The organism is Thermosynechococcus sp. QKsg1 (assembly GCF_031586415.1).
GTDB lineage: Bacteria > Cyanobacteriota > Cyanobacteriia > Thermosynechococcales > Thermosynechococcaceae > Thermosynechococcus.
This window is the reverse complement of sequence record NZ_CP134200.1, coordinates 2521719-2537128: the sequence shown is the minus strand read 5'-3', so window position 1 is coordinate 2537128 and position 15410 is coordinate 2521719. Positions and strand designations below refer to the sequence as shown.

General features: G+C 53.4%; 13 protein-coding genes. 9 read left to right on the top strand and 4 right to left on the bottom strand.

Features of this window, described 5'->3' with window-relative positions; all coding sequences use genetic code 11:
• Positions 1-9: 9 nt before the first annotated feature.
• Positions 10-411, bottom strand: coding sequence for an AbrB family transcriptional regulator (locus RHP47_RS12400; RefSeq protein WP_149821338.1), 402 nt, complete (start codon positions 409-411; stop codon positions 10-12).
• Positions 412-833: 422 nt separating this feature from the next.
• Here RHP47_RS12400 and RHP47_RS12395 point away from each other — a divergent pair, with 422 nt between their 5' ends.
• From RHP47_RS12395 to RHP47_RS12385, 3 genes are all read left to right on the top strand, one after another.
• Complete coding sequence (locus RHP47_RS12395; RefSeq protein ID WP_149821336.1) at positions 834-1970, top strand: ABC transporter permease; 1137 nt, start codon at positions 834-836, stop codon at positions 1968-1970.
• 47 nt (positions 1971-2017) lie between these two features.
• Complete coding sequence (locus RHP47_RS12390; protein ID WP_399381629.1) at positions 2018-3193, top strand: PP2C family protein-serine/threonine phosphatase; 1176 nt, start codon at positions 2018-2020, stop codon at positions 3191-3193.
• A 73-nt stretch (positions 3194-3266) separates the two neighbouring features.
• Positions 3267-4685: a hypothetical protein gene (locus RHP47_RS12385; protein ID WP_286625942.1), complete on the top strand. Its 1419-nt coding sequence runs from the start codon at positions 3267-3269 to the stop codon at positions 4683-4685.
• Here RHP47_RS12385 and RHP47_RS12380 read toward each other — a convergent pair.
• The 3 genes from RHP47_RS12380 to RHP47_RS12370 form a co-directional block, all read right to left on the bottom strand.
• Positions 4682-6304 carry an MBL fold metallo-hydrolase gene (locus RHP47_RS12380; protein WP_302679583.1) on the bottom strand — a complete coding sequence of 541 codons (1623 nt, stop codon included), beginning with the start codon at positions 6302-6304 and terminating at the stop codon, positions 4682-4684. The genes RHP47_RS12385 and RHP47_RS12380 overlap by 4 nt on opposite strands.
• Before the next feature lie 32 nt (positions 6305-6336).
• Complete coding sequence (locus RHP47_RS12375; protein ID WP_255451743.1) at positions 6337-6471, bottom strand: hypothetical protein; 135 nt, start codon at positions 6469-6471, stop codon at positions 6337-6339.
• A 64-nt stretch (positions 6472-6535) separates the two neighbouring features.
• On the bottom strand, positions 6536-7351 hold the full coding sequence (locus RHP47_RS12370; protein WP_149821332.1) for an FAD-dependent thymidylate synthase: 816 nt from the start codon (positions 7349-7351) through the stop codon (positions 6536-6538).
• Between the two features lie 136 nt (positions 7352-7487).
• On the opposite strand from RHP47_RS12370, the gene RHP47_RS12365 reads away from it, so the two are divergent.
• From RHP47_RS12365 to RHP47_RS12340, 6 genes are all read left to right on the top strand, one after another.
• Complete coding sequence (locus tag RHP47_RS12365) at positions 7488-8123, top strand: Uma2 family endonuclease (RefSeq protein ID WP_286649704.1); 636 nt, start codon at positions 7488-7490, stop codon at positions 8121-8123.
• A 302-nt stretch (positions 8124-8425) separates the two neighbouring features.
• On the top strand, positions 8426-9124 hold the full coding sequence (locus RHP47_RS12360; protein WP_255451671.1) for an alpha/beta fold hydrolase: 699 nt from the start codon (positions 8426-8428) through the stop codon (positions 9122-9124).
• 3 nt (positions 9125-9127) lie between these two features.
• Entirely contained in the window at positions 9128-10468 is a 1341-nt protein-coding gene (locus RHP47_RS12355) for a GGDEF domain-containing protein (protein ID WP_149821325.1), read from the top strand.
• Between the two features lie 66 nt (positions 10469-10534).
• Positions 10535-13714, top strand: a complete 3180-nt coding sequence (locus tag RHP47_RS12350; RefSeq protein ID WP_310840616.1) for an efflux RND transporter permease subunit — start codon at positions 10535-10537, stop codon at positions 13712-13714.
• A gap of 58 nt (positions 13715-13772) precedes the next feature.
• Complete coding sequence (locus tag RHP47_RS12345) at positions 13773-14570, top strand: phosphate ABC transporter ATP-binding protein (RefSeq protein WP_149821321.1); 798 nt, start codon at positions 13773-13775, stop codon at positions 14568-14570.
• 174 nt (positions 14571-14744) lie between these two features.
• The gene (locus RHP47_RS12340; RefSeq protein WP_149821319.1) at positions 14745-15383 is read left to right on the top strand and encodes an FHA domain-containing protein; all 639 of its coding nucleotides are present in this window, start codon (positions 14745-14747) and stop codon (positions 15381-15383) included.
• The last annotated feature ends 27 nt before the right edge of the window (positions 15384-15410 follow it).

The following is a 15410-nucleotide window of genomic DNA, read 5'->3' as shown; positions in this document are numbered from 1 at the left end:
AACCATTGATTACTCTGTGGGGACACCATCCACCTCTTCTGGATCTATGAGGTAGAGATGAATATGTTTGTATCCCTGCTTAATTTTGAAGGTATCCCCGGGCTTTAGGTTCATCGCTTTTGTATAGGCGGAACCAATCACAATCTGACCATTTTGGTGCACTTTCACCCGATAGGAGGGCGATCGCCCCCGTCCTGATTGACCATTGACTTCTTTTTCCGATGACTTTACTTCTAGTCCGCTGGCAGCGAGTACCGCTTCGTAAAATTTCCCTAAGTCGACACGCACCTCACCGGATTTTGTGACGCGATAGTAGCCACAGAGCTTTGCGGCTTCTTTACGGGATGCAGAACCCAGTTCACTTAATCGCTGCAAGAGTGCTTTACCAGTTAGGGGCTTTGGTTTTTCCATTCGCTCTATATTTCCTCTATCAGAACACTATTCAAATGAATAAAGCAACTAAATTGTTCTTTAATCAACAGGTACCCACACTAGAGAGAAAAAGCGTGTCTGCGAGAATGATCTGACTAGAAATTATTAGATTTAATCAAGTTACCACTTTATTTGAAACACAAAGTATTCTTTTTAACAATATGTTAGTTTGAAGCAATCAGTATAATCATATAGTGATACCGAATCTATTTAACAAGAAAAGGGATTTGATGTTGGTTTGTTAAGTTTTATTTATCACTTATTGATTTTTGAGTCAAATTTATCTATAGCATTATGCCTCTCTAAAAATACGGAAGACATGTCGGCATTGAGTCTGTCAGAGCAGCCCTAGGATAGAAAAAAGGCTGTATAGTGGCTGTACCCTAGCAGATGAGTGACGAATGACCCCTTGGCAAGCGTTGCGGCGCAACCCCTTAGTGATGGTCAGTTTGGGGGTGTTGCTGACGTTGTACCTGCTGGCGATCGCCGCAGATTTTATTGCTCCCTACAGTCCCTATGCCTTTCAAGTGGAGGGTGCCCTGCTGCCCCCTACCCGCATTTACTGGCGCACCCCCAACGGTCAGTGGCTTGGCCCCCATGTCTATCCCACCCGCTTGGGGCCTGTGAACTTGGAAACCGGGGAACGACCTCTGATCGTGGACTGGCAGGAACCGTCACCCATTCGCCTTTTTGTCAAGGGCAGCCCCTATCGCTTCTTGGAAATTACCCTGCCCCTACCGACCCGCTGGAGTCTCACCAATCCACAAATTGAACCACGTACGATCTTTGCTGGGTTCCCCAGCGATCGCCATCTCTTTGGCACGGTGGGTAAGGGCTATCTGAATCTGTTGGGAACGGATGACCAAGGACGCGATCAGTTGAGTCGGCTGCTCTTTGGTGCCCGCATTAGCCTCAGTATTGGCCTTGTGGGGGTGGCGATCGCCTTCCCGATTGGTATTCTCGTGGGGGCGATTTCTGGCTACTTTGGCGGCTGGCTGGATGCCGTTTTGATGCGGGGTGTTGAGGTGCTGATGACACTGCCGACCATCTATCTGCTGGTGGCCTTAGCGGCGGTACTCCCCGTGGGACTCAGTAGTGGCGAGCGATTCCTGCTGATTACCGTGATCACATCGTTTGTGAGTTGGGCGGGGCTAGCACGGGTGATTCGCGGTCAGGTGCTGGGGATCAAAGAAATGGCCTTTGTCCAAGCGGCGCAGGTAATGGGGGGGCGATCGCTCTATATTATTGTGCGGCATATTATTCCCCAGACAGCAACCTACGTGATGATTGCCGCAACGCTCTCGATTCCCAGCTTCATCGTCGCGGAATCGGTGCTCAGTCTCATTGGTCTAGGGATTCAGCAGCCGGATCCCTCTTGGGGCAATATGCTCTCACTGGCAACGAATGCCTCAATCTTGGTCTTGCAGCCGTGGCTAGTTTGGGCACCAGCAACCCTCATTGTCATCACTGTGCTATGTTTCAACATTGTCGGCGATGGCCTGCGGGATGCCCTTGATCCGAGGCAAACCCAAAAATAGCTAGGAGCCTTGGGATACACTAGGGGGAGATTTTGCAGGCTGAAGCTATGAGCGGCGATCGCCAGCCCTATCGAATTCTCGTCATTGATGATGACCCTACCAGCCGACTGCTGCTGCGCAAAACCCTAAAGGATCTGGGCTACCAAGTCTCGGTTGCTAGCCATGGCCGTGAGGGAATCGCGATCGCCACCGCTGAGAAACCCGCCTTGATCATCTGCGACTGGATGATGCCCGAACTGGATGGCCTAGAGGTGTGCCGTCAAATCAAGCAGGATCAGGAACTCTCCCGCAGTTTTTTTGTCCTGCTGACCGCCAAGGGGGAACTGGAGGATCGCATTCAGGGCTTGGATGCTGGTGCGGATGAATTCTTATCCAAGCCCATTGACCCCAATGAACTGCGGGCACGGATTCAGGCGGGTCTGCGCCTTTATCAACTTAACCAAGATCTGCTCAAGCAGAAACAACTTCTTGAAGCGGAACTGCACGAGGCTGCGGATTATGTGCGATCGCTCCTGCCAGCTCCCCAAGAAACCCCCTGCAAAATCAACTACTACTTCTTGCCGTCAAGTCAGTTGGGCGGCGATTGCTTTGACTTTTTCTGGATTGGCGATCGCTATTTAGTGCTTTACATTCTCGATGTGTCAGGCCATGGTTTGGGGGCTGCTCTGCCATCTGTCTCCGTCTTGAACCTCCTGCGCAGCACCACGCGAGAGCAAACGAGCGGCACATTTGACTATCTGCACCCTGCCCAAGTCCTCGAAGCCCTCAACAATGGCTTTCAAATGACGGATCAGCACGAGAAGTATTTCACGATTTGGTACGGCGTGTACGATCGCCAAACACGGCAGTTGACCTATGCCAGTGGTGGACACCCGCCGGCACTGCTCCTCACCCCTGAGGCTGATGGCTGGCGAGCGACTCTCCTCAAGACACCGGGCATTCCCATTGGCATGTTTGCCGACATCGCCTTTAGTCAAGCCACGATTGAAGTCCCCCCTTCGGCAGTTCTCTACCTCTTTAGTGATGGCATCTATGAGTTTGAAACAACCGACAATCGGGTTTGGGGTCTCGAAGCCTTTAGGAAGTTGCTCATGGTTGCCCACACCCAAGACCCTGTGCCGGCGCTGCCCCAGTTGATTGCCCAAGGGCAGAGCCATGCAGCACCCGATGCCTTTGGCAGTGATGATGTTTCATTGGTGCAAGTGGCCTTTCCATCGGCTTAACTTTGCATCTGAGATTGCATAATGTGGCCTTTTCTGTGCAATATCCTAAGCAGTGGGAGAGTGAAAATGCGCTATGGGCGGATGGGAGTTTTTACTGCAAAAGGAGGGCGATCGCGCTTGGTTGCCCCTAGAACCACCCTCGGCGGAAGTTTTGGAGGGCAGTTACCGCTTGATGGCGCGCTGTCCGGTTGCCGAAACCTCGGTGGAAGTGCAAATTACCCATCTTTACGATGATCAGGGGGTGCCCAAGCAGCGCTACCAACGCCGCACCCACCGCAGCAGCTCCACAGGACTCATGGGTATTCTGCCCTTTACGTATTTGCAGGCGGGGCGTTGGGAATTTCAATGCCGTGTGGCCCAAGAGGGGGTGCTGGATGCAGAGGTGTTTGCGATCGCCCTTGATGTCCTTGCCCAAAGCGAAGAGTGGGATTTGCCGGCACCAGAAACCTTGCCTGCGGTTCCAGAGCAGCCAGTGAAAGCTGCCGACCCCCCTAAGCCGCAAGCACCCTCCCCTGCTGAGCTGCCCACGACGCTCATTGAGCTGCCCCAAAGTGCCTATACGATCTTTGCTGATGAAACGCTGGTTTTAGAGGGCACAGTTGCCGTTCCCGGTACAGTGGTGATTCGTTTGCGCAATCCCGTTACTCGCGATGTCGTGCAGGAGCACTCAGTGCCCGCGATCGCCCGCGAGGGAAAATGGGGGTTTCATTGTACACTCACCCCCTTGGCCGATTATCCAGTCATGGTGGGGGAAGCCCGCCTCCTGCCCAACCAACCCCTAGAGCACAGCGATCTTCGCCAAGTGCAAGCCTTTATGGTCACGGTGTTACCGGCACCGGAGATTCCTGCCGTCTCTGCGCCCCCCCAACCCGCCCCACCTAAGAGCGAAACACCCGCTGGCCCGCAGTTGCCCATCTTAGGGGATAGGACTCTCGAACCTGTGCCAGTGAGCGGCTTTTCCCTACCGCCCCAACTGAAGCCTGTAAAAGCCCCTGTTGTCGTGGATTTGCCTAGCTTTTGCCAGCCCCTATCTGCCGTTACCGTACCGCCGCCTCGGGATTTGCCCATTGATCGCCAAGAGCGATTTTGGTTGCGATTGCAACAGTTAGCCGAGTTGGCACCTCCCGTTGAAGCTACTCCCCCAGCATCTAGGAATCCTAAGAGCGCCTATCTATTGACCCCCCCCCAGCTCCTGCTGTCACCAGAGCCACTGGTATCGCCGCTGCACCTCAAGGTGAATTTGCCAGCAACACAACGGGGCTGCTCTGTCAAGGTGTGGATCACCAATGGCGAAACGGGAGAGTTAATTGCTGGCCCCCGCTGGCTCGTGGAGTTTGATTTTTATCGCTATGGGGATTACTGGCAAACCGTCCTTCACATTGATGTGCCCGCGAGTGTACGTTCCATTGCCCTGATGGCGATCGCTATTGACCCCAAAACAGGCGCCGAAAGTCCGACGGTCACCCTGCGACGGCAGGTCCAAGGGGCCTAGCTTTCGGGTTCCGGTTGTGTTTCTGCCCGCTCAAAGGCTGGACAGTAGCCCTCCGGTGCCACTTTGAAGTTGTAGAGCGCAGAAGCCTCGTTCCAGCAGCGCTGACCGCGATAAAACTGGCAATTAAAACAGCTCTCCTGATCGGGGGCGATCGAAGCCGATGTCCCACCCAGCACTTCCTTGGGGGTCATACCGCGAATCAGCAACTGCTCCCCCTGCCATGAGGCAAGGACAAAGCCCGTATCCGCCAACCGTCGCCAGCGCGGATCCGTGGTAATAGATGCGGGTAAACGAATCATCGCTTCATCGTTCCACTCACTCACCTCCCCCTCATAGGCCAGTTGCACCAACGAACTCGGCGTCGAAAGTGTCAATTGACCAATGGGAAATTGAATCGTTGAACCACTGGTGGGGGTGTGCAGATGGTAGCGGTTGCTCAATTCATTCAAGCTGGCTAAATCAGCAAGGTAGTTGGGGTCGCCGTGGATAAGCACCACATGCTGCGGGCGAATATTGTGAATCAGTTGCGTCGTTGCAGGGCCATCGGCATGGAGGGAAAGTAAAAACGTATCCACCTCCACATTGGGCAAGCTGGCTAAGGTAGGATCACCGCCCCGAAAGGGCTGACCATAGCGCAGACGCGGGTAGAGCACGAGCCAAGGCCGTTTCCCCTGAGCCACGTAGGGACGCAGGTCTTGATCCTCCTCCACAAGGACAATGGTGGGGGCGTCGCCTCGAATTTGCGCCAAATCGCTTAAGGGCTGCACTTGGGGTTTGACCCGCTGATCCCAAAAGAGGGACTGGTGTTGGGCAAAATTTTGAATGGCCGTGGGTAAATGGGGCAACACCGTGAGGTAGGCATCACAGCCGCGCGCGATCGCTGGCGTGACCCAAATTTGAATCGGCTGTCCCGTAAAAAGATGATGACTGCGCAGTAGGATGAGAATTTCTTGAGCGGTACCGAGGGGCGGCAGCGGCAGTAGAATATTGTAGCCTTGATCAACCGCCGTGCGGATGCGTTCTGCCAGTTGGTTTTCCTGTTGACGGCGGTGGGGATGACGCGCGGTGCCCAAGCTGGCCTCAATGATCAGCACATCCGGCTGCAATCCTCGCAGATCCGCAAGGGGTAGTCCTTCCGTAAAGCGAGTATGGGAGAGGAAAAAATCCCCAGTATAGACCACGCTCAGGGGCGGTTGCTCTGGGTTTGGGTCTTGGTATGTAAGGGCAAAAACAGCAGCCCCCGGTAAATGCCCTGCAGGAAAGAGTTCGGCGGTCAGGCCATCCCCAAACTCAACGGGCGATCGCCAAGGCAAAGCACGACAGAAAGGGGGAACCGTTTCATCCGGCCAATTGAGGGGCAAAAGCTGGGTCGTGACCTCACTGGCATAGATGGGAATATGGGGAAAACGGCGATGGAGTGCCAACAGACTCTGGGCATGATCCGCGTGGGCATGGCTACAGAGGACCAAGTCAAAGGGATGCTGTTCAATTTCATCAAGGGGCAAAACATCAAGGGACGGCACACCACAGTCCAGCAAAATCCGATAGGTGCCAATTCCTAAGCCAATGCACACCCCCTCATCTGCGTGACCCACCCCATAGTTGAGGCACTCGATCATGAATGACGAACAGTCACCCTCCTTGGTTAGCTTTAGTGAGCAGAACCGTTGCCGTGGTAGTTATCGGTGTCGTAGAAGCCATTGCGGGTGCCAAAGACCAAACACAGCACAATAAACACCGGCGTAATGGCCAGTAGAATGGGTTTCACGTTAATAGCAACGTCCATGGCTGCGCTCCTCGCTCTTGTCAACTCAGACGATGGTGTGTTCTGCTACTCAGTGTATCGTGGATCATTGGGGGGCATGTGCTGATTTTCTCTCCTCAAAGTAACGCAACTGCCGCCAACCCACAAAATTGGCATAGGGCTGGCGATCGCCCATGCATTCTGCCACGTGTTCTAGGGGAGACAGGTGCTTCGGTTCTGCCCCCGCCAAGCGTTGATAAAGCGCCAGATCAGAGGCGGGGTCACTGCGTTGGCCATCCCGCAGATAGTAGGACACCCGCGCACAACGTGCCACAGACATATACTTACACTCCTCAAGGCTATATTGCTCGCGCTCACTGGGATCGATATAGGGAAGGTGCCAATCCCCCACCGCCACGGGTGTCGGTTCATGGGTTTCCAGTAAATGCTGAATCAGCTTAGCCAAGGCTTGCATTTCGGGCTGGGCATCGGGGTGGTTGCGCAGGCGCAAAAAGTTTTCCCACTCCGTGCTACTCACCACCGTTTGCATCCACATCCACGGCTCCAGCATGCGGTTCACCACCTGCTTGTGAATGCCTAGTTCATGGAGTTGGCGTGCCCCCTCAAGAACCGCGAGGCGGGTTTTCAACCAAATTTCCTTTGCTGCCTCCTTGTGTTCACTCTCTTGGCGCGCCTGCATGCCCCGCTGGTTTTGTCCCCAATGGTAGGGAATCACGGGATCCTCTTCCACCTGCGCCATCATTTTTGTGACCGGTACTGCCCGCGAACTGGCGGAATTACGGGAAAACACGCGATGGGTGAGAAGTTCACTATGGATAAAACGCGGATACGTTAGTTGCAGCGTCACCAAGCGCACCCCTGCTGGCGAAATTGAATCGGCAATCACACGCCCGTCTTGCATCTTTGTCTCTTCTGAATCTCTGCCTTTTCTAGGCTAGTGCAAGGGGAACACCGTCTGCGCGATCCGCAACCGCAAAGCGCGTCAACCTTGATGCTGTGGCACAGTGGAACTAGACCTGTTGTGGATATACCTTGCCATGTATGCGGTTGTTTCTCCAGCCAAAATTATTCTTCCCCCCGGCAGTGTCCTACGCATGCCGGGTACGTGGCAAGATTACTGTTGCCTCCGCAACAGCCGTGGCGATGGTTCGATTCCCCGCATCAAGTTTCGTCGGGGGGAAATTTTGCTCATGAGTCCCTTACCCCGTCATGGCCGCGAAGCGAATATCGTTGCCGATGTTGTCAAAATTTTGCTGGATAGTGAGGAGCGCAATTACGAAGCCTTTACGCCGATCACCATGGAGATTCCTGAGATGGGTGGCATTGAGCCTGACTATTGCTTCTATATTGACAATTGGACGGCAGCCGTCGGCAAAGACCGTATTGATTGGCAAACCGATCCGCCACCCGATTTGGTGATTGAGATTGATGTCACCACCTATACAGTGGCTGAGGACTACCTTCTTTATCGCGTTCCTGAAGTGTGGCTCTTTACGTCAACGGGCTTGAGCATTTATGCTCTCGATGGCCAGACCTATGTCCCTCGATCCAAAAGCCGCTATTTTCCAGACATTAACTTAGTAGCGTTGATGAGTGCTGTCCTCGAAGAGACGGCAACCCAAGGCACAGGGGCTGCGCTGCGACGGCTGCGGCAACAGTTTTCTAGTCAATAGGGAATTGTTAAAGATTGCTTTCTCAAGGAAAAAGGGGGTTGCTAGATCACCTAGGACGATTCCTCGTAGATGCTATGCTTTTTGTAGCATTGCCCTTAAGGTTTCTAACTGAATTCATCCCCTAAAAATTAAAAAATTTTAACTAATTGGCTTATTAGTGCGAAACTTCTATACCAATGACACACCAAGTTGCTTGTGTTTCCGAGTCTCTCAAGCCATACGTCCAAATTGACCAGTGGGGGACAGTTCCTGTTGTTCTAGGACACGGTTTTGGTACCGATAAAAGCGCTTGGGATTACCTAATGCCTTTCTTGCCTGAGGACTTCACCTATATTCGCTATGATCTTGCAGGCTGTGGCTCCGATGAAGACACGTTGCGCCGCTACGACCTGCAAAGACACAGTCATTTGTATGGTTATGCTGACGATCTCATTGAATTACTAGATAGCCTTGGTGTCCAATCCTGCATATATGTTGGTCATTCCGTCAGTTGCATGATTGGCGCAATTGCCGCGATCGCCAGACCTGACTTGTTTCGGCGACACATCTGGATTGGCCCCTCCCCTTATTACCTGAAAGAGGAGAATTATCCCGGCACCCTCCTGCCGGAAGACCTACAGTCGATTTATGAGGCAATGGTCACCAACTACCAAGCTTGGGCAGCGGGATTTGCTCCCCTGATGTTTGGTGTGACCGACGAGCACCGCTTGGCTAATTTTTCGCAAACCCTCTTTCGCTTGCAGCCCGATATTGCCCTGCGTACCCTACAAATGATCTTTGAAGCAGATACCCGCTCCTTTATCAGCAAGGTCAAGCAACCGGTTCATCTGATTTTTAACCGCGACGACTTTGTTGTGCCCCAAGGGGTGGCCCTGTGGCTGCAGGCAGCCCTACCCCAAAGTACCCTTGACTGGATTGACGCCCAAGGTCATCTGCCCCACATGACCCATCCTGAGGTTGTTGGTCCACTCCTCAGAAAATATGTCATATACGCCAACTAGGGCATGCTTAAAAAGTTGCAGCAACACTCCTCCCACCAGCTTCTGCCCACACCCGATGGCATTACTGCTTTTTGCCACTTAATTGCCAGTTGGTTTCAGGTGGATCTGGTGCTTGCCCTAACAGTGAATGAGGCGGGCGATCGCGCCCAAATCATCACCACAAGCAGCGCAACCCCCTTTCCGCCAATCGAGCTGCGGTGTCCGTGGCGAGACGTCCTGCCGGCTGCTGCTGTGGATTTGACGCCTTTATTACAGAAAAAACTGCCCTCAATTTTTTTGTGCTATCTAGACCGCATTGAACAACTGGTCTACCTGCCCTGTGGTGAGCCCGCACAATGGCGTCAAGGATTGTTATTGATTAATCCGCAGGCCAACCTTTTGGGGCGAGTGACCCAACAAAAGGAATACATCGCCGCCCTCTATCGGCAACTATTGGCGGATCACTACCGGAATCAGCAAAATTTTCTTTTTGAAGTACAATTTCAAGATATTTTTAACACTGTTCCCCTAGGCTTGGTACTCATCAAAGGGGATGGCACTACGGCAATGGTGAACGCCTATGCCAGTGACTGGCTGCAACTACCGCCGGGCAACCATCCCATTTCCCTTGTGGCGCAGCACATGAAACAGGCACGGCAACGTTGCGATAACCGTGAGGAGCTAGAGCGCATTTTTGCGGATTTGGGTACCAATGCTAACTTTAGTGCCAAGGGGGAATGTCAGCTTGGTGAGAAAACAGTGCTCATTGATACCCACCCCGTCCAAGGGGATGGCAGGCTGGGGCGCGTGTGGATTTTTTCGGACATCACCGATATGCGCCAGCGGGAGCAGGCACTGTTGGCCTTGGCGTGGTTGGATCCCCTCACTGGCGCCTACAACCGCCGGTTTTTGTTGAGCCGTGTAGAAGCCTACGAAACCCAAGCGGCAAGCGGACAGACGAGCCTAGCGGTCATGATTTTCGACATTGATTACTTTAAGCGCATCAATGATACCTATGGTCACGATCAAGGGGATGTTGTCCTGCGCACATTGGCAGCAAGAGCCAAGCAGGTGTTAGAGGCTTGCAAAGACGGTATTTTGGTGCGCTGGGGCGGCGAAGAATTCGTCCTTTTGTTTTTTGCCTTAAACGAGGACCACGCCAAATCGGTGGCGGAGAAACTTTGCGCTGTGGTGAGAAGCAAACCAATTGAACTAGGAGATCAGCAGTTTTTGGCTGCAACCATTAGTTTGGGTGGCACGCTTTTTCGACCGGGGGAACAGGTGATCAGTGACTCGATTCCTCGTGCGGATCAGGCCTTGTATAAGGCGAAACATGGGGGGCGCGATCGCTGGGTGTGGATATGAAAGCTCAGAAACGATTTGTTAGAGTAGCGGTGTCTAAGGGATCACGTTTACACCAGTTGAACTGATATGACCTCCCCACGGTTTAGTTTTAGCGGCTTGGCGGTGACCCGCCACATCGGCACCCTGATGCTGACCCTGACTGTCATTGTGTTGGCGGTCTTTATTCTCATGCGGCTGCAAGTGGATTTGTTGCCGGCGATTACGTACCCGCGCATTGGGGTACGGCTGGATATTCCGGGGGTGGTGCCTAGTGTTGCTGTTGAGGAGGTGACCAAGCCCCTTGAGGAAGCCCTGAGTCGCACGGAGGGAGTGGTACAGGTCTATTCCCAAACCCGTGAAGGTCAAGTCAGTATTGATTTATTTTTTGAACCCGGTGGCGATGTTGATCAGGCCTTAAATGAGACCACTGCTGCTTTTAATCGTGCCCGCAGTACCTTGCCCGATATTATTGAGTCGCCGCGCCTCTTTAAGTTTGATCCGTCGCAATTGCCGGTCTATGAGTTTGCACTGACCTCAGAAACCCTTAGTGGCCGCGAGTTAAGGGTCTTTGCCGATGAGGACTTGGATCGCGAACTGAGTATTGTCCCCGGTGTGGCAGGGGTGGACGTCTCTGGGGGCACCACCGAAGAAATACGAATTCTTGTGGATTTGAACCGATTGCAGGCCACGGGCGTAGGATTGAACCAAATTTTAACGGCGCTCAGCGATCGCAACCAAGATGTCTCTGGGGGGCGCATTCGCGGCCAGATGGCAGAACCCCTAACCCGCACAGTGGGACGGTTTCGTAATACCAGTGAAATTGAGGATGTGGTGCTGACAGGCGCCAATGGTCAGCGGGTCTATCTGCGGGATGTGGCGCAAGTGGTGGATGGTAGTGCTGAACAACGGGTATTTGTAACGCTCAATGGTCAGCCCGCCGTTAAAGTCAGTATTCTCAAGCAGCCGGAAGCCAATACGGTGGAAGTGGCCGATGGTATCAAGCGGCGTTTAGCCGAGCTACAGGCAGCCAATCTCGTGCCCCGCGATGCGCAGATCATTCCTGTCCTTGATGAGTCGGTTTATATCCGCAATTCCCTGAACAATGTGGTCACCGCCGGTCTAACGGGAACGCTGTTGGCAGCGATCGCGGTGCTGCTGTTCCTTGGCTCGGTGCGGCAAACCCTGATTATTTTGCTGGCCATTCCTCTGTCAACGATGGCCGCGATGTTGCTGATGGGGCTATTTAACTTCTCCCTCAATGTGTTTAGCTTGGGTGGACTCGCCCTTGGGGTTGGCATCGTTGTGGATAACGCCATTGTGATGTTAGAAACCTTGGCGGATATTGACCCCCACCACATGAGCCAAGAACAGTACCTTGAGGAGGTAAAACGGCGTAGCCAAGGCATTGAATCGGCGCTTTTGGCCTCTACCCTCACTAACTTGGTCGCTATTTTGCCCTTTTTGTTGCTGGGGGGCTTGATTGCGCTGCTCTTTAATGAGTTGATTTTAACGATTAGTTTTGCGGTTGCCGCATCGCTGCTGGTGGCACTCACGGTCGTGCCGGCCTTGGCCTCCCGCCTTTTGGGGGTGCCGGTGCAAAATCGCCTACGGCAGGTCGCGTTTATTCGCCTTTTTAATGAAAAGTTCCTCTGGCTGACGGGGCGCTATGAATGGGCCTTGGGGCAAGTGCTACGGGCACGCTGGCTGGTGGTGGGGCTGGCGATCGCCCTTCTAGGGGGAGGAAGTTGGCTTTTGGCTCAGCAAATTCCCCAAGAACTGCTGCCGCGCATTAATACGGGTCAAGTTAACCTCATGGCCATTTTTCCACCGGGAACCCCCCTGCCCACCAGTCGCCGTGTCATGGAGGCAGTGGATCAGGTGCTGATGGCTCAACCGGGCACGGAGGCGGTCTTTACCACAACTGGCGGTGCCCTCTTTGGCACGAATACCATTGCCAATCCCCTGCGAGCTAATAGCACCATTGTTCTGCGGCGTGGTGTTAGCGTGGATCGCTATATTACGGAAGCGACGAAAGCCCTTGATCAACTCAACCTTGTAGGGGTGCGGCTGCGCTTGAGTCCTGGCCAAGTGCGCGGCATTATTCTTACCAACTCGCCGGTGCGCGGTGCCGATGTGGATGTGATGTTACGGGGCAGTGATGAGCAGACCCTCAACCGCTTTGGTCGCCAAGTGCTGCAAGTCCTTGATGAAAAAGCCACATTGGTGCGCTTTCGCCCCGATGCGGATCCTCGCCAGCCAGAGATTCAAATTTTGCCAGATTGGGAGCGGGTAAGCGAACTGGGGCTGAATACCCTCAACCTTGGCCAGACAATTCAAACAGCTTTGGAGGGGTTTGTGCCCACTCGCCTGCAACGGGGCGATCGCCTAGTGGATATTCGTGTCCAACTAGACAGTGAAAGCATTCAAACGCCTACTGACCTGACAACGATTCCCCTTTTTACCGCCAATAACCGTCCCCTCCGCCTTGGGGATGTCGCTCGCATCGAACCCAGTCAAGCCCCCGGTGAAATCCGCCGCATTAACCAGCAGCAGGTCTTTATGCTAGCGGGCAATCTTGTTGAAGGTGCCAGTCTCAGTGCTGCCCTTGCCCAAGTGAATGACATTCTCAACGATCTGGGGTTTCCGCCGGGCGTGTCCCTGATGCCAAGTACGGCGGCTCAAGCCAATCAGCAATTGCAACAGGCCTTAGTGGTCTTAGGCGGTTTGGCGGCCTTTCTCGTGTTTGTGGTCATGGCGGTACAGTACAACTCGTTGCTTGACCCCCTAGTGATTATGTTTACGATTCCCTTGGCCTTGGCCGGTGGAATTTGGGGCTTGTACCTGACACGGACGGCCATTGGCGCCACGGTCATTGTCGGTGCCATTTTGCTTGTGGGGATTGTCGTCAACAATGCCATCATCATGGTGGAGTTAGCGAATGAGATTTACCGACAGGAAGGCTGTAGCCATAGCCAAGCCATTCGCAAAGCTGCCCCTGCCCGTCTGCGCCCAATTATGATGACCACAATTACAACGGTGGTGGGAATGTTCCCCTTGGCATTGGGGCTAGGCGAAGGCTCAGAATTTTTGCAGCCCCTTGGCATTGTTGTGTTTTCTGGGTTGGCTGTGGCAACACTGCTCACCCTCTTTCTCATTCCCTGTTTTTATGTGATCCTGCATGGCTTTGAGCGTACTGCCCACCGCGGTCTTCCTGATTCATTGCCAGCGCCGGCCCATCCCTCCCCTGAGGAGCTTCAGGAACGCTAAGCTGTAGGCCAACATTACTGTTTAGAGTGGTAGTGACGCCTCTGCCGAGGTTCTGCTGATGACTGCTGTTGACCCGATTGCCGTTGGTCAAAATACCCTCCTCGAGGTACGCCAACTGAGCGTGTTTTATCGCAGTCAACCACTGCTCAGCGATGTCAGCCTCACGATTCAGCCACGACAACTGGTGACGTTGATCGGTGCCTCTGGATCTGGTAAGAGCTTACTGTTAAGCTGTTTGAACCGCTTTATTGAACTTTTTCCGAATCTCCATGTGACTGGCGAAATTCGCTATCGGCAGCACGCCCTCAAGGAGTGGCATGCATCGCAACTGCGCTCTCGTATGCCGATGATTTTCAGCAGACCGAGTCTCTTTCCAAAATCAATCTATGAAAATGTCGCCTTTGGTGCTCGGGTGCATGGCTATCAAGGGGATCTCGATGCCCTTGTGCAATCTTCCTTGGAACAGGTGAATCTGTGGCAAACTCTGAAGAATCATTTGGGCGAGCCGGCACTAGAGCTATCCCTAGAGCAGCAACAACGCCTTTGTCTGGCGCGGGCGATCGCCCTGCAACCGGAGATTCTGTTACTGGATGACCCCTGCATGGGGCTTGATACTGCTGCAACCCGCCGCATGGAGGAGTGTCTGTGTCACCTCAAACAAACCTACACCCTGATTATGGCAACCCATCACCTACGACAGGCAGCACGGATTTCTGACTGGACAGCCTTTTTAGCCCTGCAACCCAATCGTCAGGGACAGACAGTGGGACAACTGATTGAGTACGCCCCCACGCGCTTACTTTTTCAAAGGCCACAGCATCCCTTAACCCGCGATTATGTCAGTGGTCGTTTCTAATCATTCTCACTGGGCAGCAGTTTGGCAATGAACCCGTGTAGAATTGGGGTGTAAAAGCTAACCTAAATGTAGAGGCAGCTAGCTTTTTTGGCTTTACTCTGGGAAGTAGAGATAAGCGATGGGGACCTTAATCTTAGGTTGGTTGGATCGGCAGTGGAATAGAGCATCATTTGTATGATTATCTGTTCCGAGTGTTTTCATCCCAATCCCGTTGGTGCTGTTCAATGTGAAGCGTGCTTTTCGCCCATGCCCAGTATGACTCCTTGTCCAAATTGTGGTGCCCCAGTTCAACCAGAGGCTAGTTTTTGTGGCCAGTGTGGTTTCAATCTGCGTCGCATTGCCGTCAGCGCACCCCCAATGCCAGAGGTGATGCAACACACAGCCAGTGCTGCCCCCACAGCCGCTGCCCATCAAGGCCGTCTAACAACGCTACCCCCGCCGCCCCCACCACCGGCCCATGTCTTCTCCGTTGAGATTGCCACCATTGAAGCCAAGCTGATTCATGTGCAAACTCGTACAGAACTGCAAATTCCCACCGGGCGTCCCGTCATTCATATTGGCAAGCCCAATGATCGCATTCCCCCCGATATTGATGTGGCTGGCTTCCCCAACTCAGAAATTGTCTCCCGTATCCACGCAGATCTGCGGATTGAGGGGGATGCCCACTATATTGAAGATGTGGGCAGTGCCAATGGAACTTACATTAACAATACTCCCCTTTATCCGGGCAATCGTCACCGCCTGCAGTCGGGCGATCGCATTGCCTTAGGGAAGGGAGATTTAGTCACTTTTATCTATGAACGCATCTCCTAGTTCTTTAGAGTGTATTCAGGTACGAAG